General features: G+C 61.6%; 25 protein-coding genes. 19 read left to right on the top strand and 6 right to left on the bottom strand.

Annotation, left to right across the window (positions count from 1 at the left end):
• Positions 1–17: 17 nt before the first annotated feature.
• Entirely contained in the window at positions 18–362 is a 345-nt protein-coding gene (locus ACR0NY_RS06705) for a hypothetical protein (RefSeq protein ID WP_093962787.1), read from the top strand.
• A 106-nt stretch (positions 363–468) separates the two neighbouring features.
• Here ACR0NY_RS06705 and ACR0NY_RS06700 read toward each other — a convergent pair whose 3' ends face one another.
• A complete protein-coding gene (locus ACR0NY_RS06700; protein WP_093962786.1) occupies positions 469–690 on the bottom strand; it encodes a DUF1127 domain-containing protein in 222 nt (73 codons plus the stop codon).
• A gap of 333 nt (positions 691–1,023) precedes the next feature.
• On the opposite strand from ACR0NY_RS06700, the gene ruvC reads away from it, so the two are divergent.
• The 18 genes from ruvC to ACR0NY_RS06610 all read left to right on the top strand — a co-directional run bounded on the left by ruvC (position 1,024) and on the right by ACR0NY_RS06610 (position 17,421).
• On the top strand, positions 1,024–1,521 hold the full coding sequence (ruvC, locus tag ACR0NY_RS06695) for a crossover junction endodeoxyribonuclease RuvC (RefSeq protein ID WP_170368836.1): 498 nt from the start codon (positions 1,024–1,026) through the stop codon (positions 1,519–1,521).
• On the top strand, positions 1,518–2,189 hold the full coding sequence (ruvA, locus tag ACR0NY_RS06690) for a Holliday junction branch migration protein RuvA (protein WP_005977910.1): 672 nt from the start codon (positions 1,518–1,520) through the stop codon (positions 2,187–2,189). The genes ruvC and ruvA overlap by 4 nt, the downstream gene beginning before the upstream one ends.
• A 4-nt stretch (positions 2,190–2,193) precedes the next feature.
• Positions 2,194–3,213 carry a Holliday junction branch migration DNA helicase RuvB gene (gene ruvB, locus ACR0NY_RS06685; protein WP_170366669.1) on the top strand — a complete coding sequence of 340 codons (1,020 nt, stop codon included), beginning with the start codon at positions 2,194–2,196 and terminating at the stop codon, positions 3,211–3,213.
• 62 nt (positions 3,214–3,275) lie between these two features.
• A complete protein-coding gene (locus tag ACR0NY_RS06680) occupies positions 3,276–3,899 on the top strand; it encodes a hypothetical protein (RefSeq protein WP_170368835.1) in 624 nt (207 codons plus the stop codon).
• Complete coding sequence (ybgC, locus tag ACR0NY_RS06675; protein ID WP_093962779.1) at positions 3,896–4,279, top strand: tol-pal system-associated acyl-CoA thioesterase; 384 nt, start codon at positions 3,896–3,898, stop codon at positions 4,277–4,279. The genes ACR0NY_RS06680 and ybgC overlap by 4 nt, the downstream gene beginning before the upstream one ends.
• A 108-nt stretch (positions 4,280–4,387) precedes the next feature.
• Positions 4,388–5,083, top strand: coding sequence for a protein TolQ (gene tolQ / locus ACR0NY_RS06670; protein WP_170337879.1), 696 nt, complete (start codon positions 4,388–4,390; stop codon positions 5,081–5,083).
• Between the two features lies 1 nt (position 5,084).
• Positions 5,085–5,561, top strand: coding sequence for a protein TolR (gene tolR / locus ACR0NY_RS06665; protein ID WP_170362911.1), 477 nt, complete (start codon positions 5,085–5,087; stop codon positions 5,559–5,561).
• Positions 5,562–5,570: 9 nt separating this feature from the next.
• Complete coding sequence (locus ACR0NY_RS06660; RefSeq protein WP_170368834.1) at positions 5,571–6,662, top strand: energy transducer TonB; 1,092 nt, start codon at positions 5,571–5,573, stop codon at positions 6,660–6,662.
• A complete protein-coding gene (gene tolB / locus ACR0NY_RS06655; protein WP_093962775.1) occupies positions 6,659–7,978 on the top strand; it encodes a Tol-Pal system beta propeller repeat protein TolB in 1,320 nt (439 codons plus the stop codon). Before ACR0NY_RS06660 ends, tolB begins: the two co-directional genes overlap by 4 nt.
• Before the next feature lie 87 nt (positions 7,979–8,065).
• Positions 8,066–8,569, top strand: a complete 504-nt coding sequence (gene pal, locus ACR0NY_RS06650; RefSeq protein WP_093962774.1) for a peptidoglycan-associated lipoprotein Pal — start codon at positions 8,066–8,068, stop codon at positions 8,567–8,569.
• Between the two features lie 4 nt (positions 8,570–8,573).
• Positions 8,574–9,404 carry a tol-pal system protein YbgF gene (gene ybgF, locus ACR0NY_RS06645; protein ID WP_170368833.1) on the top strand — a complete coding sequence of 277 codons (831 nt, stop codon included), beginning with the start codon at positions 8,574–8,576 and terminating at the stop codon, positions 9,402–9,404.
• Positions 9,401–10,654 carry a tRNA lysidine(34) synthetase TilS gene (gene tilS / locus ACR0NY_RS06640; RefSeq protein WP_170368832.1) on the top strand — a complete coding sequence of 418 codons (1,254 nt, stop codon included), beginning with the start codon at positions 9,401–9,403 and terminating at the stop codon, positions 10,652–10,654. Before ybgF ends, tilS begins: the two co-directional genes overlap by 4 nt.
• Positions 10,655–10,730: 76 nt before the next feature.
• Entirely contained in the window at positions 10,731–12,647 is a 1,917-nt protein-coding gene (gene ftsH, locus ACR0NY_RS06635; RefSeq protein WP_093962771.1) for an ATP-dependent zinc metalloprotease FtsH, read from the top strand.
• 107 nt (positions 12,648–12,754) lie between these two features.
• The gene (locus ACR0NY_RS06630; protein ID WP_170368831.1) at positions 12,755–13,351 is read left to right on the top strand and encodes an MOSC domain-containing protein; all 597 of its coding nucleotides are present in this window, start codon (positions 12,755–12,757) and stop codon (positions 13,349–13,351) included.
• A 144-nt stretch (positions 13,352–13,495) separates the two neighbouring features.
• The gene (locus ACR0NY_RS06625) at positions 13,496–15,172 is read left to right on the top strand and encodes a formate--tetrahydrofolate ligase (protein ID WP_170337521.1); all 1,677 of its coding nucleotides are present in this window, start codon (positions 13,496–13,498) and stop codon (positions 15,170–15,172) included.
• Between the two features lie 57 nt (positions 15,173–15,229).
• Entirely contained in the window at positions 15,230–15,535 is a 306-nt protein-coding gene (locus ACR0NY_RS06620; RefSeq protein ID WP_170337522.1) for a chorismate mutase, read from the top strand.
• Positions 15,536–15,588: 53 nt separating this feature from the next.
• Entirely contained in the window at positions 15,589–16,479 is an 891-nt protein-coding gene (folD, locus tag ACR0NY_RS06615) for a bifunctional methylenetetrahydrofolate dehydrogenase/methenyltetrahydrofolate cyclohydrolase FolD (RefSeq protein ID WP_170337523.1), read from the top strand.
• A gap of 48 nt (positions 16,480–16,527) precedes the next feature.
• On the top strand, positions 16,528–17,421 hold the full coding sequence (locus tag ACR0NY_RS06610; protein ID WP_254432908.1) for a LytTR family DNA-binding domain-containing protein: 894 nt from the start codon (positions 16,528–16,530) through the stop codon (positions 17,419–17,421).
• Positions 17,422–17,433: 12 nt separating this feature from the next.
• Here the strand turns inward: ACR0NY_RS06610 and pdeM are convergent, their stop codons facing one another.
• From pdeM to ACR0NY_RS06585, 5 genes are all read right to left on the bottom strand, one after another.
• Entirely contained in the window at positions 17,434–18,096 is a 663-nt protein-coding gene (gene pdeM, locus ACR0NY_RS06605) for a ligase-associated DNA damage response endonuclease PdeM (protein WP_170337524.1), read from the bottom strand.
• A 44-nt stretch (positions 18,097–18,140) separates the two neighbouring features.
• Entirely contained in the window at positions 18,141–20,552 is a 2,412-nt protein-coding gene (locus tag ACR0NY_RS06600; RefSeq protein WP_170368830.1) for a ligase-associated DNA damage response DEXH box helicase, read from the bottom strand.
• A 52-nt stretch (positions 20,553–20,604) separates the two neighbouring features.
• Positions 20,605–21,912: a P-loop NTPase family protein gene (locus tag ACR0NY_RS06595; protein ID WP_093962764.1), complete on the bottom strand. Its 1,308-nt coding sequence runs from the start codon at positions 21,910–21,912 to the stop codon at positions 20,605–20,607.
• A gap of 117 nt (positions 21,913–22,029) precedes the next feature.
• A complete protein-coding gene (locus tag ACR0NY_RS06590; protein WP_170368829.1) occupies positions 22,030–22,575 on the bottom strand; it encodes a prepilin peptidase in 546 nt (181 codons plus the stop codon).
• A 3-nt stretch (positions 22,576–22,578) separates the two neighbouring features.
• Entirely contained in the window at positions 22,579–23,430 is an 852-nt protein-coding gene (locus tag ACR0NY_RS06585) for a tetratricopeptide repeat protein (protein ID WP_170368828.1), read from the bottom strand.
• Positions 23,431–23,455 lie beyond the last annotated feature (25 nt).

Below are 23,455 nucleotides of genomic sequence, written 5' to 3'. Positions count from 1 at the left end.
GGTTTTTGGAGGCTGCCATGACAGGAAAACAACTTGAATTCGATCAGCGCGTTCATCGGCTGACAAAGAAACACAACAAGATGAGCCGTGGCTATCGCGCGACTATGCGCAAAGATGGTCTGGTCGTCATGAAACCCCAGCGGGTACGCTCGGCGGTTCCGGCCAAGGTTCTGTTGCTGTGCCTGTGCGGATTTTTTGCTTTCAAAGCGTTCCTGCTATCCAATCTCGGCCCGACCGGATACCAGTATCGGGTGGATGCCCTGAACGAAGGGACATCGGTTGAACAGGCGGGCGCGTGGATCATGCAGATTGATCCATTGTCGCAGGCCCTGTCGACACAGCTGAACAAGATTCTCTACTGAACTCTCTCTCCTAAAGAGCTTTCACAAGACAAAAACACCGCGTACCTTTCGGTCCGCGGTGTTTCTGTGCTGCCCCGAGGGAGGATAGGGGCGAGAGTGGGTGGTTTCAGTACAGACGGCGGCGGCCAGCAGCGACTTCGTCGATGTCACCGCGGCACAGGCCGATATCTTCCAGTTCACGGTTGCTCAGACCGTTCAATGCGTTGCGCGTCACGCGTGCGTCGTTCCAGGCGACAACGGCGTTCACGACGGATGCCAGAAAGGCGCCGATACGGCCGACAAGGCCAAACGAGCCAATCGAGGCGCGGGTTGTGTCAATTGCAGCCATATCCTGCTTCCTTCTGTTCAGTGTTGACGTTTGAATGTCGAATTCTCGGGCCAGTTAGTGATGTCGGATTGACCTTGCAAGTGCTGAAACTGCATGTGTCCTATGCAGTTTTTGCAATGCTTCGAAAATGATGAAAGTCCCTTAAATTATTGATGAAAACTGCCTTGGGAATGTGTCGGTTTCAGACTTTCTGGCGTCGCAATGCGTCCGAATTGTCGCGGACGGAACAGGTGTGTCGCATTTGGTCACCGGATCAATTTTCTTGGAAAATGTTCACGCTTCGTGCTAATCGAGAGAAAAGACAATGAAAACCCGAGCAGGCCGAGGCACAACATGCGAATTCTGGGCATTGATCCGGGGCTGCGAACCCTGGGATGGGGCGTCATCGAATCACATGGCAGCCGGCTGAGCCATGTTGCCAACGGCCTTTGCAAATCCGACGGGGATGATCTGGGTGAGCGGCTTTTGTCGCTGCACAACCAGATCGTCGAGGTGATCTCCGAACATCAGCCCGACCAGGCAGCCATCGAACAGACCTTCGTCAACAAGGACGGCGCCGGGACGCTGAAGCTGGGTCAGGCGCGCGGAGTGGCGTTGCTGACCTTGGCGCAGGCTGGGTTGCAGGTGGGCGAATACGCGCCCAACCGGGTCAAGAAAACCGTGGTGGGCGTGGGGCACGCCGAGAAGGAACAGATTCTGCACATGGTCAAACTTCAACTGCCGGGATGCCAGCCCAAGGGGGCCGACGCCGCGGATGCGCTGGCGATCGCGATCTGTCATGCGTTCTACGGTGCGACACCGCAGGCGCGCATCAAGCAGGTGGCCACATGATCGGCAAACTGACCGGACGCATCGACTACCGCGCGGCGGATCACCTTCTGATCGACGTGCGCGGGGTCGGCTACATCGTCTATTGCTCGGACCGCACCATGGCGGCCCTGCCTGGGGTGGGCGAGGCGGTCTCGCTGTACACCGATCTGGTGGTGCGCGAGGACCTGATGCAGCTTTATGGATTTCTGTCTTTGGTCGAGAAAGAGTGGCATCGACTGCTCTGCTCGGTTCAAGGGGTGGGGGCCAAGGTGTCTCTGGCCATTCTGGGCGCGCTAGGGCCGGACGGGGTCAGCCGGGCCATCGCGCTGGGCGATTGGGGCGCGGTAAAGGCGGCCAAGGGCGTCGGGCCCAAGACCGCGCAGCGCATCGTGCTGGACCTGAAAGACAAGGCGCCCGGCGTCATGGCGATGGGCGGCACGGTGACCGAAGCGATGGACGGCCCCGTGGCCGAGGTGGTTGAACCCGCAGACCCGGCGCCGGCCCCGGTGCGGGCCCCGAAACCCGGCGCGGGTGCGGCGTCGGCGGGTGCTTTGTCGGCGCTGTCGAACCTGGGCTATGGCCCGTCCGAGGCCGCCTCTGCCGTGGCCGAGGCCGCCGCCAACCTGCCCGATGCCGGTGAGGCCGAATTAATCCGCGCGGCGTTGAAACTGCTGGCACCGAAAGGCTGAATGAATGGTTGATGCCGACCCGACCCTGCGCCCGCAGCCTCTGCCCGAGGACAACGACCGCGCCTTGCGTCCGCAGGGGCTGGACGAATTCATCGGCCAGGCCGAGGCGCGGGCCAATCTGCGCATCTTCATCCAGTCGGCCCGCCAGCGGAACGAGGCGATGGACCACACGCTGTTCCACGGCCCTCCGGGCTTGGGCAAGACGACGCTGGCGCAGATCATGGCGCGCGAGCTGGGGGTGAATTTCCGCATGACCTCGGGGCCGGTTCTGGCCAAGGCCGGGGATCTTGCGGCGATCCTGACCAACCTCGAAGAGCGCGACGTGCTGTTCATCGACGAGATTCACCGCCTGAATCCGGCGGTGGAAGAGGTGCTGTACCCGGCGATGGAGGATTTCGAGCTGGATCTGGTGATCGGCGAGGGCCCCGCGGCCCGTACCGTGCGGATCGAACTGCAGCCCTTTACCCTGGTCGGGGCGACCACGCGGATGGGCCTGCTGACCACCCCGCTGCGCGACCGGTTCGGCATTCCCACCCGGCTGCAATTCTACACCGTGGAAGAATTGCACGAGATCGTCACCCGCAACGCCCGCAAGCTGGGCGCGCCGGCCGATGACGACGGTGCGCGCGAGATCGCGCGCCGGTCGCGGGGCACTCCCCGTATCGCCGGGCGGCTGCTGCGGCGGGTCGTGGATTTCGCCATCGTCGAGGGCGACGGTCGCATCACGCGCGAGCTGGCCGATGGCGCGCTGACACGGTTGGGCGTTGACAATCTGGGTCTGGACGGGGCCGACCGCCGCTATCTGAAACTGATCGCCGAGAATTATGGCGGAGGTCCGGTGGGGATCGAGACCCTGTCGGCCGCCCTGTCCGAAAGCCGCGACTCGCTGGAGGAAGTGATCGAGCCCTATCTGCTGCAACAAGGCCTGATCCAACGCACGCCGCGCGGCCGGATGCTGGCGCAGAAGGCCTGGACGCATCTCGGCATGCCTGCGCCCAAGGGACAGAGCGACCTGTTTGGTTGAAGCCGCCGGCCTCAGACTTTAAGGCTGGGGCGAGAGAATTTTCCAAAGACGAAGGGCAGGGCGTGACACCCGAAGAGATCCAGGCGCTGTTTACCCGATCCGATGGTGCGTTCCTGTTCGCACGTTGGGGACGGCCCATCGTGCCGATCGTATTTGGCGTGGAGGACAAGACGCTAGCAACGGTCAAGGGCGCGTTCGAGGCGGTCGTTGCACTGGCCGGCCATAAGATGGCCGAGACCGACCCCGAGTTGGGCGCCAACTGCATGGTGTTCTTTTTTCGCGATTGGGCCGAGCTGCTTGAAGTGCCTGACCTTGACCGGCTGATCCCGGACCTCGCGCCACTGGTCGAGCGGCTCGATGCTGGCGGAGCCAACCAGTATCGAGCCTTCAGGTTCGATCCGGACGGCGCGATCCGTGCTGCGTTTGTCTTTGTGAGGATGGACAGTGAGCTGTCGAAAGTTTCGGCCGAAACGCTGGCGTTGTCGCAGGTCGTTCAGACCATTCTTTTGTGGTCGGATACAGCCTTCCGAGAGCGCTCGCCCCTGGCCGTGGCGGGAGACACCACGATCCTGCGGCCCGACATTGCCGCGCTGATCCGTGCAGCCTATGATCCGGTTTTGCCGGCGGTGGCGCGGGACCCGTCCCATGCGCTGCGGCTGTTCGCACGCATGGAGCCGACGCAATGAAGCATGTCTTTCCCGTCCGCGTCTACTACGAGGACACCGACATGGGGGGCGTGGTCTATCACGCCAACTATCTGCGCTATATCGAGCGCGCCCGGTCGGATTGGGTGCGCAACCTGGGCAATGACCAGAACGCAATGCGCGAGGCTGGTATCATCTGGGTCGTGCGGAGGGTCGAGGCCGACTATCTGGCGTCTGCGCGGTTCGACGACGAGTTGCTGGTCGAAACCGAGGTCGTCGCGATTTCCGGCGTGCGACTGACCATGGCTCAACTCATCCGGCGCGGCGAGACCGAAGTCTTCCGCGCGACCGTGACGGCCGTTTGCGTCAATCAGGATGGCCGGCCGATCCGGCTCCCGGCAGAGATTCGCGCATTGCTGTAACAATTTGCTCAGCCCCTGTGGTTCTGTTGGCAATTTGCCCCTAACTACGCTAGCGTTTGGCAAAACAAGGCCAATCAACGGCTGTCAGGCAAAACAAAGAGCAGGTTCATGGAAGCTGAAACGCTGGCGCTGGCGCAGGAGATCGATTTCTCCATGTGGGGGCTGTTCGCCCGTGCGACATTCATCGTGAAAGTGGTGATGCTGATCCTTGTGGTCGCATCCTTCTGGTCATGGTCGATCATCATTCAAAAGCTCATCACCTATCGCAGCGCGCGACGCGAAGCGCAGGTGTTCGACGAGGCGTTCTGGTCGGGCAACCCGCTGGACGAGTTGTTTGAACAGATCGGAACGCAGCCGGATGGCAGTTCCGAAAAGATCTTCGCAGCCGGCATGATCGAGTGGCGCCGCTCGCACCGCGCCGACGGTGGACTCATAGCCGGCGCACAGGCCCGGATCGATCGTTCGATGGATGTGGCCATCGCAAAAGAGGCCGAAGGCTTGCAAAAGGGGCTTTCGATCCTTGCGACCGTGGGTTCGACCGCGCCGTTCATCGGCCTGTTCGGTACGGTTTGGGGCATCATGAACGCCTTCATCGAAATCGCCGAACAGCAGAACACAAACCTGGCCGTCGTGGCGCCGGGCATCGCCGAAGCTTTGCTGGCGACCGGGCTTGGCCTGCTGGCCGCAATTCCGGCCGTGATCTTCTACAACAAACTTAGCGCGGACAGCGATCACATCGTTGGCGGATACGAGGCTTTTGCCGACGAATTCGCAACCATTCTGTCCCGCCAGTTGGACAGCTGACATGGGTGCGGCGATCCAGCAATCGTCTGGCGGCAACGGACGACGCCGAGGACGGCGGCGCGGGCGTGCGCAGCCGATGGGTGAAATCAACGTCACACCCTTTGTCGACGTGATGTTGGTGCTGCTGATCATCTTCATGGTCGCGGCTCCGCTGATGACCGTGGGGGTCGAGGTTGATCTGCCCAAAACTGCCGCCAGCGCTCTGCCGGGCGACAACGAGGAACCGTTGACCGTCACGCTGACAGCCGACGGGCGGGTTCAGATCCAGACCACCGAGGTGTCCCGCGACGAGTTGATCGGCAAGCTGCGCGCCATTGCTGCCGAGCGCAGCAGCGACCGCGTCTACCTGCGGGCCGATGGCGCCATTCCTTATGCGCAGGTCATGCAGGTCATGGGTGCGTTGAATGCCGGCGGGTTTTCGAATGTGGGCCTTGTCACCGATACTGGCGGGCCGGCGCTGGACGCGGGCGGAGAGTGAGGCTGCGCGGTGGATACCGGCACCAAGATTTCGGCGATTGCCCATGTGACATTGATCGGATGGGCCCTGTTCGGCGGCACGTTCCGGTCCGAGCCGCTGCCTTTTGCTGTGCAGGAGGTGTCGGTGGTTTCGGCTGAGCAATTCGCTGCCCTGACGGCGCAAAGCGATGCGCCCGAAGTTCCGACGCCCCCCAACGCATTGGAAGATCCGATCGTACAACCCCCGGCGCCCGAAGTGCCGGAGCCGTCTGCCGAAGAACAGCCGCGCCCCGAGCCGGTCACGCCACCTGAACCGGAGCCCGAGCCGCAACCCGAGGCAGTTGAGGTTCCACCTGAACCCGAAGTGATCGAGCAGCCTCCGGTACTGGATGAACCGGAACCCGAGGTTGCGGTTTTGCCAGCGCTGCCCGAGTCCCAGCCGCGCCCGGCGGACAAGGTCGCCCCCGAACCCATCGCTCCTCCGCCACTGGACGCAAAGCCGGACGATATCGAAACACCGGCGGTTTCGCTGGATGAAGGTGCTGAGATCCAGCAGGAGCAGCAAGACCAGACCGCGCCAGAGGAAGCCACCGACCAGATCGTGACCGAGGCGGAAGAGGCCAAGGACCTGTCGCCACAAAGCTCGCCGCGTCCCCGGGTCCGGCCCAATCGGCCCAAGCCTGCGGAAACCGAACAGACCGCGACCGCTGAGCCGGCCGAACAGGCTGCGGAACCGGACGAGGCCGCGATCAATGACGCGTTGGCCGAGGCCTTGGGCGGTGCGTCCGAGCCGTCCGGCCCGCCTCTCACCGGCGGTGAAAAGGATGCGATGCGTCTGGCTGTTTCGCGGTGCTGGAATGTGGGCTCGTTGTCGACCGATGCGCTCAAGACCGTTGTGGTGGTCGGTTTCTCACTGAACCGCGACGGCTCGATCGTTCCCGGCAGCCTGCAGCTTCTGGATAGCTCCGGCGGCTCGGACGGGGCCGCAAAACAGGCATACGAGGCCGCCCGGCGTGCGATTTTGCGCTGCGGAGCAAAAGGATATGACCTTCCTGCTGACAAATACGAGCATTGGAAGGATATTGAGATCACCTTCAATCCCGAGAGGATGCGGATCAAATGATGAAACTTCTGACCAGCCTCTTCGTTGGCCTGACCCTTCTGTCGGCCCCCGTGTCTGCGCAAACCGGCCCACTTCGGCTGGAATTGGATGAAGGCATTATCGAACCTTTGCCGTTTGCGGTGCCCAGCTTTGTACCGGACAGTCCGGCGGCCAGCCAGTTTGCGGCTGACATCAGCCGCGTCATCGCCGAGGACCTGACCGGAACCGGCCTGTTCCGTGAGATTTCGCCGGATGCGTTCATCAGCCGTGTCAGCAGTTTCGAAGCGCCGGTCCAATTTGCGGATTGGAAGGCGATCAATGCCGATGCGCTGGTCACCGGCGCGGTGAATGTCTCAGGCAATACCCTGTCCGTCCGGTTCCGGGTCTGGGATGTATTCTCGGGTCAGGAATTGGGCAACGGCCTGCAATTCGCCGGTACAACCGAGGGCTGGCGCCGAATGGCGCACAAGGTGGCTGATCAGGTCTACAGCCGCATCACCGGTGAAGGAGGCTATTTCGACAGCCGTGTGGCTTTTGTCTCGGAAACCGGCCCAAAGGACCAGCGCCGCAAGCGGCTGGCCATCATGGATTATGACGGGGCGAATGTTCAGTACCTGACCGACAGTGCCGCGATCGTTCTGGCCCCGCGCTTTTCGCCAACGGGCGACCGGCTGCTCTACACCAGCTATGAAAGCGGCCGGCCGCGGATTTACGTTCTGGATGTTGGCCGGGTCAAGCGGCAGGAATTGCAGACTCAGGAAGGTACGATGAGTTTCTCGCCACGCTTTTCGCCGGATGGCCGCTCGATCGTCTATTCGCTGACGCAGGGCGGCAATACGGATCTTTGGAAAATGGATCTGGCGTCCGGGCAGAGCGTGCGCCTGACCAACACGCCCGCAATTGAAACCGCGCCCAGCTATTCGCCCGACGGATCGCGGATCGTGTTCGAGAGCGACCGTTCCGGCAGCCCTCAGCTGTACATCATGCCGGCAAATGGCGGTGAGGCGACCCGCATCAGCTTTGGCCAGGGACGCTATGGAACACCGGTCTGGTCACCACGCGGAGATCTGGTGGCGTTTACCAAGCAGAACAAGGGCCGGTTCCATATCGGTGTGATGCGACTGGACGGTAGCGAGGAGCGGCTGTTGACCGCCTCGTTCCTGGACGAGGGGCCCACATGGTCGCCCAATGGCCGGGTCATCATGTTTGCGCGGGAAACACAGGGCGCCAGCGGGCGTTCGACCCTTTACTCGGTCGACATTTCGGGCCGAAACCTGCGCCCCGTACGCACCCCGGACGGTGGCAGTGACCCGTCGTGGGGGCCACTGTTGAATTAAGGAGCCGCCGGTCGGGCCGAAGTTCACAAGGCAGGCTGGCTGTGATAGACAGACGTCAATAAACAAACGGGACAAGAGGCAACAGAAATGAACGTATTGAGCAAGTTTGCGGCTCTGGGCGCGCTGGCGCTGGTGGCCGCATGTACCAACAACGATCCCTCGGCTTTGGGCGGTGGCGCCGGCGGCAACGGCGCAATCGTCCCGGGTTCTCCCAGCGACCCACGTTCGCCCGCCTATTTCCAGCAGGCGATCGGTGACCGGGTCCTGTTTGCCGTGGATCAGTCCACGCTCTCGCCCGAGGCGCAGACGATCCTTCAGGGGCAGGCCCAGTGGCTGTTGGCCAACACCGACTACGTCGCGACGATCGAAGGTCACGCGGATGAACAGGGCACGCGGGAATACAACCTTGCGCTGGGCGCCCGCCGGGCAAATGCGGCGCGGGAATACCTGATTTCCCGCGGTGTGGCCGGAAACCGTCTGCAGACGATCAGCTATGGCAAGGAACGTCCGATCGAAATCTGCAGCACCGAGGAATGCTATTCCAAGAACCGCCGCGCGGTCACCGTGCTGACCGGATCCACAACGGGGTAACAGGATGAGAATTGCGGGATTGGTTCTGGCGGCGGCTTTGACCCTTGCCAGCGGCGCGCAAGCGCAGGATCAGCAGACTCTGGCCGATATCCGCCAGGAGCTGACGGTGCTGCATGTCGAAATCCAACGGCTCAAGCGCGAGTTTTCCACTACAGGCTCGCCCGCGCCGAACCTGTCCGGCAGTTCGATACTGGAACGCGTTGACGCCATCGAGGCCGAGTTGCAGAGGCTGACACGGCAGACCGAGCAGCTGAATCAGCGTGTTCAGAATGTCGTGACGGACGGAACCAACCGGATCGGAGATCTGGAGTTCCGTCTCTGCGAGCTGGAACCCGGTTGCGAGTTCACCGGCGAAGACACACTGACATTGGGTGGAGATAGCGACACAGCGGCCATCACCGCTCCGGTGACGACGCCCGGCGATGCCACCGACGGCGACCAGGTCGAACTGGCCGTAGGTGAACAAGCCGATTTTGATGCCGCGTCGCAAGCCCTTGCGGACGGAGATTTCCAGACGGCGGCCGATCTTTTTGCGCAATTTGACAGCGCGTATCCCGGCAGCCCGCTGGCCCCCGAAGCCAACCTGAGGCGAGGGCAGGCCCTGGAAAGGCTGGGTGATACCCGCGAAGCGGCCCGGGCTTTCCTTGCCAGCTTTACTGGCGATTCCGAAGGGCCGGTGGCCCCCGAGGCGTTGTACGAACTTGGGGCAGCATTGGGCCGGTTGGGCCAGGTAGACCAGGCTTGTATCACGCTTGGAGAAGTCGGCGTCCGGTTCCCGTCGTCGGCCTTTTTGGCCACGGCAACCGAGGAAATGGCGTCGCTGAGCTGTTCTTGAGCTCACCAGCCGAAACCCTTCCGGAGCGCGTCAGGGCGCTGTTGCCTGAAACGCTTCCGTCGCGACTGGGCGTGGCCGTGTCTGGCGGAAGTGACTCGCTTGCATTGCTGCATCTTTTGGTTCGGATCGCCCGGAATGAAGATGTTCGGCTGTTTGCGGCCACTGTCGACCACGGCCTGAGGCCGGATGCCGCCGCGGAGGCGGCCAGTGTTTCCGAGACATGTGCACATTTGGGCGTGTCCCATGTCACTCTGAAATGGACGGGATGGGACCGGTCGGGAAACCTGCAGGATCAGGCACGGCAGGCGCGCTACGGCCTGCTGCGGAACTGGGCGGTGTCGCAGGACATTCCTGCGGTCGCTCTGGGCCACACCGCAGATGATCAGGCGGAAACCGTGTTGATGCGTCTTGGGCGCGCCGCTGGCGTGCGCGGATTGTCGGCCATGTCTTTTGCGCGCGATCTGGACGGTGTCACGCTTTGGCGACCTTTGCTGGGCGAAACGCGCACCGCTTTGCGGGACTACCTGCAGGCTGAAGGGGTGCGATGGATCGAAGACCCTTCGAATCAGGACCTGCGCTTTGACCGGATAAAGGCCCGCGAGGCGTTGGGCCATCTGTCCGGCTTGGGGATTACGGCCGAAACTTTGTCCCGCGTTGCTGCGAACCTCGGGCGTGCGAACCGGGCGCTTGAGCATTTTGCGCAGGAATCCGCCCGCCGTGTTGCGAAGGAGAAAGCCTGTGCGGTGCGTGTGGAGCGCGCCGGTTTTGCCGCGCTACCTGAAGAAATACAGCGCCGGCTTGTGGTCGGTATCCTCCAGCGGATCTCGGGTCCGGGGTACCCGCCGCGGCAAAGCAAAGTCGAGCAGGTCGTACAGGGCGTTGTTGCGGGACGTTCGTCGACGCTGAGCGGTTGTCAAATCCTTACGGACGGGAATAGTTCGTGGTTTTGCAGAGAGCTGACCGCCGTTTCGGCATGCGTGGCCCGACCGGCCGAACTCTGGGACGGGCGTTGGATCGCGACAGGACCGGACACGCCCGGAGCGCAGATCCGCACGCTCGGCGAAACCGGGTTGCCACAAGTACCCGACTGGCGCGCGACAGGGGTGCCGCGCATGGTGCTGATGGCCACGCCCGCCGTTTGGCTGGGCGACCAAATCGTGTCCGCGCCATTTGCCGGTTTTTTGAACGGATGGACGTTTGAAATGGACCCGAAATTCCCCGAGTTTTCGGCTTCTTTTTTATCGCATTGAACCTGCTTCAATCATCTCTATTTTAAGAGGCAACCCGGCAGCGCCTCATCTGCCGATGTCTTTTGGGAGAATTTTCTTGGGCAACGCTCGCAATATAGCCTTCTGGGTCGTTCTCTTCCTGTTGATCCTTGCACTGTTCAATCTGTTCAGCGGACCGGGAGGAACCCTCCAGAGCAATGAAAAAACCTATTCGGATTTCGTAAGCGCCGTTGAAGCAGGCGACGTAAAAGGCGTGACGCTGGATGGTGAGCAGATCCGTTACACAACCAGTTCCGGCGGGAATTTCGTCACGATCAAGCCCGGTGATGCCGAAGTCACCAAGCTGCTGATCGAGAAAGACATCCCCGTGCGGGCGGAAAAGCAGCAGCAATCCGGGTTCCAGTCGTTCCTGATCACGCTGCTGCCGTTCCTGTTGCTGATCGGTGTCTGGGTCTATTTCATGAACCGGATGCAGGGCGGTGGCAAAGGCGGTGCCATGGGCTTTGGCAAGTCCAAGGCCAAGATGCTGACCGAAAAGCACGGCCGCGTCACCTTTGACGACGTAGCGGGCATCGACGAGGCCAAGGAAGAGCTGGAAGAGATCGTCGAATTCCTGCGCAACCCGCAGAAATTCTCGCGCCTTGGCGGCAAGATCCCGAAAGGTGCGCTGCTGGTCGGCCCTCCGGGCACTGGTAAAACGCTGCTGGCCCGTGCGATCGCGGGTGAGGCAGGCGTGCCGTTCTTCACCATCTCGGGTTCGGACTTCGTGGAAATGTTCGTCGGTGTGGGTGCGTCCCGCGTGCGCGACATGTTCGAACAGGCCAAGAAAAACGCGCCCTGCATCGTGTTCATCGACGAGATTGACGCCGTGGGCCGCCATCGTGGTGCCGGATATGGCGGCGGCAACGACGAACGCGAACAGACGCTGAACCAGCTGCTGGTCGAGATGGACGGGTTCGAAGCCAACGAAGGCGTCATCATTCTGGCTGCAACCAACCGCAAGGACGTGCTGGACCCAGCGCTGCTGCGCCCGGGCCGCTTTGACCGTCAGGTGACGGTTGGCAACCCCGACATCAAGGGCCGCGAAAAGATTCTGGGCGTTCACGCCCGCAAGACGCCTCTGGGCCCGGATGTCGATCTGCGCATCATCGCGCGCGGCACACCCGGCTTCTCGGGGGCTGACCTTGCCAACCTGGTGAATGAGGCCGCGTTGATGGCCGCACGTGTCGGTCGGCGTTTTGTCACCATGGAAGACTTCGAGAACGCCAAGGACAAGGTGATGATGGGGGCCGAGCGCCGTTCGATGGTGCTGACCCAGGACCAGAAGGAAAAGACCGCTTATCACGAGGCCGGCCATGCCGTGGTCGGCATGACCCTGCCGTTGTGCGATCCGGTCTACAAGGCCACGATCATCCCGCGCGGCGGCGCGCTTGGCATGGTGGTCAGCCTGCCCGAGATGGACCAGCTGAACTATCACAGGGACGAATGTGAGCAGAAGCTGGCCATGACCATGGCGGGCAAGGCGGCTGAGGTCATCAAATACGGTGAAGACCACGTTTCGAACGGCCCGGCCGGCGATATCATGCAGGCCAGCCAGTTGGCGCGGGCCATGGTGATGCGTTGGGGCATGTCCGACAAGGTCGGCAACATCGACTATGCCGAAGCCCATGAGGGCTATCAGGGCAACACGGCTGGGTTCTCGGTTTCGGCCCATACCAAGGAACTGATCGAGGAAGAGGTCAAACGGCTGATCCAGCAGGGATATGACCGTGCTCATCAGATCCTGACCGAACACAAGGAAGAATGGGAGCGTCTGGCTCAGGGCCTGCTTGAATACGAAACTCTGACGGGTGACGAAATCAAGCGCGTCATGAATGGCGAACCGCCGAATGAGAGTGACGACGAAAGCGACAAGTCTGATCACGGCAATGCCGCGAGCGTGACGGCGATTCCCAAGACCAAGGTCAAGAAGACCCCGCCCGAGGGCGGGATGGAGCCAGAACCTTCGGCATGATGCAAGAGACCCGGCCCCAGAGCCGGGTCTTTTCTTTTCGGCCTTTCCATCAGGGCAGCGAGCGTTAGGCTGCAGCGAACTTTGATCCGCTGTCGAAAGGAAATGGCATGCCTGTCCTGCGTGAAACCGAATTCAAGGCCCGGGTCGTCTGGTTGGGCCACGTTCCCGCCGGGCAATCCCTGCGGGCTCAGCCAGTGCCGCAGCTTGACCTTGGGTTCTCGGGCGACAAGGGCGCGCGTCATGAAGGGCTCAATCGACCATCCTGCGTGCGGGTCAAGAACCTGTACCCGGAAGGCACCGAAATCCGCAACGTGCGACAGCTGACGATCCTGGCTGCCGAGGAAATGGCGGCCATTGCTTCTGACATGGGCGTGGACCGGCTGGATCCGGCCCTTTTGGGTGCAAGTATCGTTGTCGAGGGCATTCCGGATTTCACGCATGTTCCGCCCTCGTCACGGCTGCAGGCGGATACGGGATTGACCATGACCGTCGATATGGAGAACCGCCCTTGTGTCCTGCCCGGACGGGAAATCGAAGCAGAGTCACCGGGGCACGGCGCCCGGTTCAAACCGGCCGCACAGGGCCGGCGCGGGGTGACCGCTTGGGTCGAACGGCTGGGACTTCTGAGGCTCGGAGACAGTCTGACCCTGTTCGTCCCCGATCAGCGCGCATGGAACCCAAAACAGACGGCGGTTTCCGATTAGATACGTCCGAACAAGGCCTACGCCGTTTCGCGGCCTGAAAATGTCGGAATCCACATCCATTCAAACCGTACACAACGGTATGGATTTGACAGCACCGACGCGCGGCGTCGGTTTTGCACGGAATTCAATCAGGGATCTTGCCCAATGAGCTACAAATCCGACATTGAAATCGCTCGCGAGGCGAACAAGAAGCCAATCCAGGAGATTGGTGCAAAAATCGGCATCTCGAGCGACGACCTGCTGCCATACGGCCATGACAAGGCCAAGGTAAGCCAGAATTTCATCAACTCGGTCCAGGACCGCGAAGATGGTAAGCTGATCCTTGTGACTGCAATCAACCCGACGCCCGCGGGCGAGGGCAAGACCACCACAACCGTCGGTTTGGGTGATGGCCTGAACCGGATCGGCAAGAATGCGATGATCTGTATCCGCGAGGCCTCGCTTGGTCCGAACTTCGGCATGAAGGGGGGCGCCGCGGGCGGTGGCTATGCCCAGGTCGTGCCGATGGAAGAAATGAACCTGCACTTCACCGGTGACTTCCATGCAATCACCTCCGCCCACTCGCTGCTGTCGGCGATGATCGACAACCACATTTATTGGGGCAACGAACTGGAAATCGATACCCGCCGCGTCGTTTGGCGCCGGGTCGTCGACATGAACGACCGCGCCCTGCGCCAGATCACGGCCTCTTTGGGGGGCGTGTCGAACGGTTTCCCGCGTGAAGCAGGTTTCGACATCACCGTCGCGTCCGAGGTCATGGCGATCCTGTGCCTGGCCAACGACCTGAAGGATCTTGAAAAGCGCCTGGGCGACATCATCGTGGCCTACCGCCGCGACAAGACCCCGGTTTACTGCCGCGACATCAAAGCCGAAGGCGCGATGACCGTTCTTCTGAAGGACGCGATGCAGCCCAATTTGGTCCAGACGCTGGAAAACAACCCGGCCTTCGTGCATGGCGGCCCGTTCGCCAACATCGCGCATGGCTGTAACTCGGTCATTGCGACCAAGACCGCGCTGAAGGTGGCCGACTATGTCGTGACCGAGGCCGGTTTCGGGGCCGATCTGGGCGCCGAGAAGTTCATGAACATCAAATGCCGCAAGGCCGGCATTGCGCCGTCGGCCGTGGTTCTGGTTGCAACGGTTCGCGCGATGAAGATGAATGGCGGCGTGGCCAAGGCCGATCTGGGCGCGGAAAACGTCGACGCGGTAAAGTCGGGCTGTGCCAACCTGGGCCGCCACATCGAAAACGTGAAATCGTTCGGCGTGCCGGTCGTCGTCGCGATCAACCACTTCGTCACCGATACCGATGCCGAGGTTCAGGCGGTCAAGGACTACTGCGCCGAACATGGGGTTGAGGCGGTTCTGTCGCGGCATTGGGAACTGGGCTCGGAAGGATCTGCAGATCTGGCAAAAAAAGTCGTTGAACTGGCTGATGCCGGTACCGCGAATTTTGCGCCGATCTACCCTGACGAAATGTCCCTGTTCGAAAAGATCGAGACCATCGCCAAGCGCATCTACCGCGCCGACGAGGTTCTGGCCGATGCCAAGATCCGCAACCAGCTGAAGGAATGGGAAGCCGCCGGATACGGCAATCTGCCGGTCTGCATGGCCAAGACACAGTATTCCTTCTCGACCGATCCGTCGCTGCGCGGCGCGCCCACCGGCCACTCGGTTCCGGTGCGCGAGGTGCGCCTGTCGGCGGGTGCTGGCTTTATCGTGGTGGTCTGCGGTGAGATCATGACAATGCCCGGTCTGCCCCGCAAACCGGCGGCTGAGACAATCCGCCTCAACGACGAAGGGCAGATCGAGGGCTTGTTCTAAGCCGCTGAATAAGACATCTCGTGGTCCGGGGAATCCCCGGGCCATGAGGAGATTGCGATGCCCACTCTGACGCTGCCGCAGGACTGTCATTCCATGCAGGAATTGCGGGTTCAGATCGACAAGCTGGACCGCCAACTGATCGAACTGTTGGCGACGCGCGCAACCTACATCGATCGCGCGTCCGAATTGAAACCTGGCGAGGGCCTGCCGGCCCGAATTCCCGAGCGTGTCGAGGACGTGGTGCAAAAGGTGCGTTCAAACTCGGTTGAGGTGGGCATGGACCCCGATCTGACCGAAAGGCTTTGGCGCATCTTGATTGATTGGTCGATTGCGCGCGAGGAGAACGTGCTCGGCCCTGACTGAATGACCGGGTGCCCTTCGCGCCCGATCCGCTTTTTGAAAGAAGGGATCAAAGGATGGTAGCTCAAGTCATCGACGGCAAGGCCTTTGCGGCCAAGGTCCGCGCACAAGTCGCCGATCAGGTTGCAAAACTCAAGGAAGAAAACGGCATCACCCCCGGTCTGGCAGTGGTCCTGGTCGGCGAAGATCCGGCCAGCCAGGTCTATGTCCGCTCCAAGGGCAAGATGACTGTCGAAGTGGGCATGAACTCATACGAGCACAAGCTGGATGTCGACACGTCCGAGGCAGATCTGCTTGCCTTGATCGAGAAGTTGAACAACGATCCCGCGGTGCATGGCATTCTGGTCCAGCTTCCGCTGCCCAAGCATTTGAATGAGGACCTGGTGATCAACTCGATCGACCCGGCCAAGGATGTCGACGGGTTCCACATCTCGAACGTTGGTCTGTTGGGCACCGGTCAGAAGTCCATGGTTCCCTGCACGCCGTTGGGCTGCCTGATGATGTTGCGCGATCATCATGGCTCGTTGTCCGGCATGGATGCGGTGGTGATCGGCCGGTCGAACATCGTGGGCAAGCCGATGGCCCAATTGCTGCTGGGCGACAGCTGCACCGTGACCATCGCGCACAGCCGTACCAAGGACTTGCCCGATGTCGTGCGTCGCGCCGATATCGTTGTGGCCGCGGTGGGCCGTCCCGAGATGGTGCCTGGCGACTGGATCAAGGAGGGCGCCACCGTCATCGACGTTGGCATCAACCGGATCGAGCGTGATGGAAAAACCAAGCTGGTCGGCGACGTGGATTATGCCAGCGCGGCCGAGCGCGCAGGCGCTATTACACCGGTTCCCGGTGGTGTTGGTCCGATGACCATCGCCTGCCTGTTGGCCAACACCCTGACGGCCTGTTGCCGATCGAACGGCCTGCCCGAGCCCGAAGGCCTGACGGCCTGACCACTGACGGCCTTGGGGCGGAGCTTCCGCCCCGGGGCCAACGTGGGGATGAAGCGCCCCCGCCAGCACGCCGCAAACGTGTTTGATTGTCTGACATTTCGTGATAAGCTTGAGTTTCCAGCCGGTTACGAAGTGAACAAGTGGGCGTCTGAGGGACAAGGGCTGGGTCCCGAAAGGCTGCTCATTGATTTTGATATGTTGTCAAAACTGAGCCCATTCATTGCAGAATGCACGCCTCAGAGGGTGGTCGCCGGTATTCTGTTCATCCCGTTGCTCGCCTATACTTTTCCACCGTTCCGAGAAATGGATCTGCCCTTCTCCGTACGTCTGTTGTTCTGGGCAGGAGTGATGATTCTGGCGGTTGTGGCAACTTGGGGATCTCGGCAGTTGGTGAAAGATCGTCTGGACCACGTCGGACTGACGGTCCGGGACGTGGCGTTTGCCTTGGTGATCCTTGTGCTGTTCACGCCGGCGTTGTGGATCCTGACGTGGATCCTGTACGCTGCCAGTGGCCACGATGCCCCCGGTTTGCTGGCGGTTGGCACTTACGGTGCGCTGTTTAGCACAGGTCTGGTACTTGTCAGCAAAGGCGAAGCCCCGCCTGAAAATGACGACATCATCGAAGCACCCCAACCCCGTTTGGCGAGCCGTCTACCGGACGGGTTTCGTGGTGATATCCTGCGGCTTGCGGTCCGGGATCACTACGTTGATGTGGTGACCACCAGCGGAACTTATACGATCCGGTCGCGCTTTACTGATGCGATTGCTGAGATGGAACCGATTTCGGGCCATTGTACCCACAGATCCCATTGGGTCACGGACGCGGCCATTCTGGAAATCCAGAAAAACAACGGCAAGACCTACCTGCGCCTTAGGAACGATGATCTGGTTCCCGTCAGCCGCAAATACAAACCCAAACTGGAAGAAGACGGTGTGATCTGAACCAGCTGTCGGCTAACGCGGCATCGCCGTCAGCTGTGGCTGCGGGCCCGTCAGAATGGCGCGGGCGTCCGGCTGCATCAACTGAGACAACGCGGTGTCCGAGCTGCGCAACCCTCCGGTATATGTTCCATAAGCCGGCATGATCAGTCGACACCCGTCGAACAAAAAGGCCGGGCGCGAGATCATGCGGCCCCGCGCATTGAGCCGGACCTTGGGGTGAAAATGCCCTGAAACTTCGCCTTGCGCGTCGGTTTCCGCTATATGGCGGAAGACCAGCACGTCTTGGCTCCACTCGGCCAGATGGGTGCCGCTCAGCGCGACGGGACCCGGGTCGTGGTTGCCCTCTATCCAGATCCAGAGCCGCCCGGCTTGCAGCGCAGAAATCTCGAGCCGATCTGCGTCGCTCAGCGATTCCGAGGCTTCGAGATCATCGAAACTGTCCCCCAAGCATACCACTGTCTTGGCACCGGTCGTGTCAAGATCGGCGGCCAGCCGGGACAGTGTCTCTCGGTTGTCATAAGGGGGCAGGGCCGGTCCGCCCCGCCGAACGACCCGAGATGACTTGCCCAAGTGCAGGTCCGAAACACACAGAAGATCGTGCGCAGGCCACCAAAGGGCGCCCGATCCCATGGCGCGCAGCCGGGCACCTGCAAAGGAAAATTCAAGGCTGTTCATGGTCCGTTCTTTGCCTGTCGGGGCTTGATTTGCAAGTCGTTTCTTCAGGCGGGTTCCAGGCCGGCGTCGCGCAACAAACGGGCGCTTTCTTCGGCCAGCAGCCGCTCTTCGGCCACGCCCTTGACCGGGACCTTTCCCACCTCGAGCAGCAACGGCGCCGCCAGCGGTGACACCCGATCCAGCCGGATCAGGTCGATCCGGTCGCCGATGCGTGCAATCATGGCCTCGATCCGTCCGAAATCGACCAGCCCGCGCATGGCTTCTTCGCGGGTGATCTGCATCAGCAGGTGGTCGGGGTCGTATTTCAGCAGCGTGTCGTACAGGATGTCCGACGAAAAGGTCGCCTGTCGCCCGCTTTTGCGTTGGCCACCTGTGTTGCGCTCGATCAGCCCGGCGATGGTGGCCGAGGCGCGGAAGGTGCGTTTCATCACCGCATTGCCCGCCAGCCAGTTGTCCAACCCGTCGCGCAGGGCCTCGATCTGGAACAAGGGGCTGGAGTCGGTCACCGCGTCCAGACCCCAGATCAGCGTGGCATAGTCGGTCGCGACAAAACCCAGCGGGGCCAGCCCGGTTTCCTCCATCCGTTTGGTCAGCAGCAGGCCCAGCGTTTGTTGTGCGTTGCGTCCGGCAAAGCCGTAAACGCACAGGTTTTCGCGGCCGTCATTGGGAAAGCTCTCGATCAACAGCCGGTCACGCCCGGGCAGCCGCGACATCCGGCGCTGCAGGGCCAACCATTCACCCGTATGTTCGGGCAGCTGCGGCCAGTCGGGCTGTGCGAACATCCGCAGGATGCGGTCGCTCAGCTGGGTCGAGGTGGCGAACTTGGTGCCCGAGAAGGTGGCGACCTTGGGCTTTTTGTCCGCACGGCGCGTGACCTCAACGACCATTTGACGCAACCCTTCATAGCGCACGATCTGACCGCCGATCAGGAAGGTGTCGCCGGGGGTCAGCGATGCGGCAAAGGCCTCCTCGACCTCACCCAAGGGCTTGCCGCCCCGGTTGCGCTTCAGCCGGACCTTCAGTGTATCGCTGTCCTGGATCGTGCCCAGGTTCATGCGGATGCGATGCGCCGCGCGCGGGTCGCGCAGTTGCCACAGCCCGTCGGGGCGCTGTTGCAGGCGTTGCCAGCGGTCATAGGCCCGCAGCGCATAGCCACCGGTTGCGCAGAACTCCAGACAGGCGTCGAAGGCCGCGCGGGTCAGATCGGCATAGGGACCGGCTGAGGTGACCTCGGCATACAGGGCATCGGCATCGAACGGCCCGGCGCAGGCCGCGATCAGGATGTGTTGGCACAAGACGTCACGCGGGCCGGGGCCGCGCGGCTCGCCGTCCAGATCGTGCGCGCGCGCGGCCTCCAGCGCGGCGACGCATTCGACCACCTCGAACCTGTTGGCAGGCACCAGCAGGGCCTTGGACGGCGCGTTGTAGCGGTGGTTGGCCCGCCCGATCCGCTGGACCAGGCGCTTGACGTTTTTGGGGGCGCCGATCTGGATCACAAGGTCCACGTCGCCCCAATCGATTCCCAGATCAAGGCTGCCGGTGCAGACGATGGCGCGCAGGTCGCCACGGACCATTGCCGCCTCGACCCGTTCGCGCTGTTGCCGGTCGAGGCTGCCATGGTGGATGCCGATGGGCAGGCCTTCGTCATTGGCCAGCCACAGGTTGTGAAAGAAGATCTCGGCCTGGGCGCGGGTGTTGTGGAAAATCAGCGTCGTTTTGTGCCGCCGGACCTGCTCCAGCACCGCCGGAATGGCATAGGCCGCGCCGCCCCCGGCCCAGGGCGGCATTTCGGCCGTTTGCAGCATGGCGATATCGGGGTCGGGGCCGGGGTCGGCCAGAACGATGTCGCAAGGGTCGGGGTGGCGGGCCAGAAAGCGCGCGATGGCGTCCGGGTCCTCGACCGTCGCCGACAGGCCCACACGCCGCAGATCGGGGCACAGGGTCTGAAGGCGGGCTAGCGCCAGCATCAACTGATCGCCCCGCTTGCTGTCGGCCAACGCATGTATCTCGTCCACGATCACGCGCTGGACGCCTTGGAACATGCGTGGTGCATCTTCGTAAGACGTCAGCAGCGCCAGGCTTTCCGGAGTCGTCAGCAGGATATGCGGTGGGTCCACGCGCTGGCGTTTCTTCTGTGTGGGGGTGGTGTCGCCGGTACGATCTTCGATCCGGATCTGCAAGCCCATCTCGTCGGCCGGGCCGCGCAGGTTGCGCTTGATGTCTGCGGCCAGCGCTTTGAGCGGCGAGACATAGATCGTGTGCAGCCCCGCGTGCCGCCCCTCGGCCAGTTCGATCAGCGAGGGCAGGAACCCGGCCATCGTCTTGCCGCCGCCCGTGGGTGCGATCAACAGCGTCGCCGGGGCTTGCGCCCGGTCGATCATGGCCTGTTGATGCGGGTGGATGGACCAACCCCTGGCGGTAAACCAGGTGTCAATCCGGGCGGGAATCTGCGTCATATGCGCAGACTAGCTCGCCCGGTGACAAAGCGGAATGCGGTTTGGGTCTGTCTTACTTAACGATTTCCTCGTCCTTGACGAACATGTTCGCCCAGGCGCGGTCGATCAATTCCGGGCTCATCTGATAGGGGATGCCCTCGAACTCGCAGATCGAGATCATCTGGTCGATCAGGAAGATCGGCTGATAGTTCGCATAGACATTGTTGATGGTCGGGTATTTGACCTTCAACAGATGTACCAGTGCGGCTTCGTCCAACGGAATGCCGCGCTTGCGGGCCACCATGGCGAAGATCTTCAGGAAGTTTTCCTGGTTCGGGCCGTCGATCTTGATCTTGAAGAAGATCCGGCGAAGCGCGGCCTGGTCGAAGATCTCGTTCGGGTGGAAGTTGGTCGAGAAGATGACCAGCGTGTCGAAGGGAACTTCGAACTTTTCACCCGACTGAAGGCCCAGAATGTCCTTGCCCTCTTCCAGCGGAACAATCCACCGGTTGATCAGGGCCTGCGGCGGCTCGGCCTGGCGGCCAAGGTCGTCCACGATGAAGATGCCGCCGGTCGATTTCAGCTGCAGCGGCGCCTGATAGGTGCGCGCCGTGGGGTTGTAGACCAGGTCCAGCATGCTCAGCGACAGTTCACCACCCGTGACCACCGTGGGGCGTTCACACTGGACGTACCGCGTGTCGAATCGCTTGCGGCGGCGCAGGCTGTTCGGGTCGTCAGCCTCTTGCTCGATCGCTGTGTGCACGATCGGGTCGTACACGGTAATCACCTGACCGGCATATTCGATGGCATACGGAACAAAGACGTTGTCACCCAACGCATCCCGAATTCCGTTTGAAATCGAAGACTTACCGTTACCCGGCGGGCCGTACATCAGGATCGAGCGACCGGCGCTGACCGCAGGACCCAGGTGGTCAAGCAGGCTGTCCGGCAGGACAAGGTGCCCCATGGCGCCGGTCAACTGATCGCGCGTGACTTGGATGTTCCGGATCGACTGTCGTTTGACCTGCTCGCGGTAGACTTCCAGCGGAACGGGCATGGCGCCAAAGTATTCGGATTGGCTCAGCGCGTCCAACGCCCGTGCCTTGCCGGCGTCGGTCAGTTGATAGCCCATTTCGTTGCCGCTGTTGGCGTTCAATGTCCCAGTCGCCTCAAGCAGCTTCTGTTCGCGGGCGATGTCGACCAATTCCTGCGTCACCGAACTCGGCAGACAGATCGAGGCGGCGATCTCGCTCACCGTGTCCACATTCTTGCGGAAAACGGTCTTCAGAAGGATGTCCCGCATCATAACAAGCGGAAGCTGCATTTCCCCCAGACCCTTCGGGGCAGGAGGAGCCATAACGGATGAGGTCTGCATGTTCATGAGCGCGGCTCGTATATCCAGTTGTCAATCCTTGTGTCCCGAAAGGGACCACTTGCGGAAAATCTGGCGCAGCTTTGTGGCAGGACCAAGGCGCGGGCAAGGCGCAGACATGATGGTTTACGAGCCGTTAATTGCGCCCAAAATCAAATAGATGCCAAGACTCGCACCCAAGGCCAGCCCCATGGGGAATTTCTTGCCCTGATCCCAGCTTTCCCAGTTCGGAGCGATCTGGCGCAGGCGAGAGTATTTGGCCAGCCGATGGGTGGCAAACGCGGCCAGCGTCGTGACCATCAGAATCACCATCACCAGCAAGAAATCACCAACCCATACGAACGGAGCCGCAGCCGCGCAGAACTTGGCGTCGCCCGCACCCATGGCGCCTGCGGCATTGAGAAGAATGCCAAAAAACAGCACGACCACCAGATGGAACAGCTGCCAGGCATAGACCGGCAGAGAAAACTGCAAGGGCCCGATGCTGGCCCCAACCCATTCGCCCGACCAAGGTGGCAGAACAATCAGCCCGACCACCACAAAAACCAGCGCCAGAGCTGTGACCGCATGGTTCTTGATCTTCATTTCCCGCATGTCGGTGAACGCGACATAGAAACAGATGGGCAGCACAAATGGTAGAAACCACAGGGCTGCCACTGCAGGAATTGCCATGCCTTATGCTTCCTCGAGCGCGCGGAGCGACCGGACCGCTTCGTCGAAATGCTGCGGATGGGTGGCGATGGCTTCTCGGAACAGGTTCTTGGCAGTGTTGATGTCACCGCGCTTCACGGCCGAGATGCCCATCGTGTTCAAGAGTTCCGCACGTTCGGTCTGGGACATCGGGATCACCGGCATGGAATAATTCCCCTGGGCCGAGCGGGCAAGAACCAGATTGTTCTTTGCCGTGAACAGTGAACTGTCCTGTCGGATGGCTTCGGTGAACAGGCGTTCGGCCTCAGAGTATTGGCCACGGGTCAACTTGGAATACCCCCAGTTGTTCATCACGCCGGCCGGCCGTGTGGTCAGCCCGATTGCGGTTTCATAGAACTGGTCCGCACGCTTCCAATCCTTGCTGGCGTCTGCCACCAAGGCTTCAAGCCGATAGCGTTTGAACGTCTCGTAGGTCGGGGGGATCTGGTCCAGCGCTGCCTTTGCCGCCTTCCAGTCACCACTGCGGACCAACGAGTCCGCATAATCGACGCGATCCGCGTTCGTTGCACCGGACATCGCGGTCACGCGCTTCCAGGCGGCCGATGCTTCGGTGCTGCGCTTGGCGCGAGTCAGCGAAATGGCAAGGCCGCGCTGCAAATCGATCCGATCTGGATTCTTGCCGGCTGCTCCACGGAAATAGGTCACTGCCTCGTTCGGGTCAGCCGCATTGAGCATCACGTCGTTGAGGTTCGTCTCGTCGATGACGTTCACTTCCTGGAACGTGCGTTCGACCTTTTCCTCTTCGGTTTCTTTTGCGCATGCAGACAGGATCAGCCCGCACACGACGACTGTCGGAATCAGGAATTTTTGGCGCATTTTTGCGTCCCTTACTGCTCTTGCC

The sequence above is a fragment of the Ruegeria sp. BJ5 genome, from assembly GCF_056537865.1.
The sequence above is the reverse complement of the archived record's forward strand: the minus strand, read 5'-3'. Positions and strand labels throughout refer to the sequence as shown.

Coding starts and splice junctions, on each gene's coding strand:
- ACR0NY_RS06705 (WP_093962787.1), top strand. CDS start 18: ATGACAGGAAAACAACTTGAATTCGATCAGCGCGTTCATCGGCTGACA.
- ACR0NY_RS06700 (WP_093962786.1), bottom strand. CDS start 690: ATGGCTGCAATTGACACAACCCGCGCCTCGATTGGCTCGTTTGGCCTT.
- ruvC (WP_170368836.1), top strand. CDS start 1,024: ATGCGAATTCTGGGCATTGATCCGGGGCTGCGAACCCTGGGATGGGGC.
- ruvA (WP_005977910.1), top strand. CDS start 1,518: ATGATCGGCAAACTGACCGGACGCATCGACTACCGCGCGGCGGATCAC.
- ruvB (WP_170366669.1), top strand. CDS start 2,194: ATGGTTGATGCCGACCCGACCCTGCGCCCGCAGCCTCTGCCCGAGGAC.
- ybgC (WP_093962779.1), top strand. CDS start 3,896: ATGAAGCATGTCTTTCCCGTCCGCGTCTACTACGAGGACACCGACATG.
- tolQ (WP_170337879.1), top strand. CDS start 4,388: ATGGAAGCTGAAACGCTGGCGCTGGCGCAGGAGATCGATTTCTCCATG.
- tolR (WP_170362911.1), top strand. CDS start 5,085: ATGGGTGCGGCGATCCAGCAATCGTCTGGCGGCAACGGACGACGCCGA.
- tolB (WP_093962775.1), top strand. CDS start 6,659: ATGATGAAACTTCTGACCAGCCTCTTCGTTGGCCTGACCCTTCTGTCG.
- pal (WP_093962774.1), top strand. CDS start 8,066: ATGAACGTATTGAGCAAGTTTGCGGCTCTGGGCGCGCTGGCGCTGGTG.
- ybgF (WP_170368833.1), top strand. CDS start 8,574: ATGAGAATTGCGGGATTGGTTCTGGCGGCGGCTTTGACCCTTGCCAGC.
- ACR0NY_RS06630 (WP_170368831.1), top strand. CDS start 12,755: ATGCCTGTCCTGCGTGAAACCGAATTCAAGGCCCGGGTCGTCTGGTTG.
- ACR0NY_RS06625 (WP_170337521.1), top strand. CDS start 13,496: ATGAGCTACAAATCCGACATTGAAATCGCTCGCGAGGCGAACAAGAAG.
- ACR0NY_RS06620 (WP_170337522.1), top strand. CDS start 15,230: ATGCCCACTCTGACGCTGCCGCAGGACTGTCATTCCATGCAGGAATTG.
- folD (WP_170337523.1), top strand. CDS start 15,589: ATGGTAGCTCAAGTCATCGACGGCAAGGCCTTTGCGGCCAAGGTCCGC.
- ACR0NY_RS06610 (WP_254432908.1), top strand. CDS start 16,528: ATGAAGCGCCCCCGCCAGCACGCCGCAAACGTGTTTGATTGTCTGACA.
- pdeM (WP_170337524.1), bottom strand. CDS start 18,096: ATGAACAGCCTTGAATTTTCCTTTGCAGGTGCCCGGCTGCGCGCCATG.
- ACR0NY_RS06600 (WP_170368830.1), bottom strand. CDS start 20,552: ATGACGCAGATTCCCGCCCGGATTGACACCTGGTTTACCGCCAGGGGT.
- ACR0NY_RS06595 (WP_093962764.1), bottom strand. CDS start 21,912: ATGAACATGCAGACCTCATCCGTTATGGCTCCTCCTGCCCCGAAGGGT.
- ACR0NY_RS06590 (WP_170368829.1), bottom strand. CDS start 22,575: ATGGCAATTCCTGCAGTGGCAGCCCTGTGGTTTCTACCATTTGTGCTG.
- ACR0NY_RS06585 (WP_170368828.1), bottom strand. CDS start 23,430: ATGCGCCAAAAATTCCTGATTCCGACAGTCGTCGTGTGCGGGCTGATC.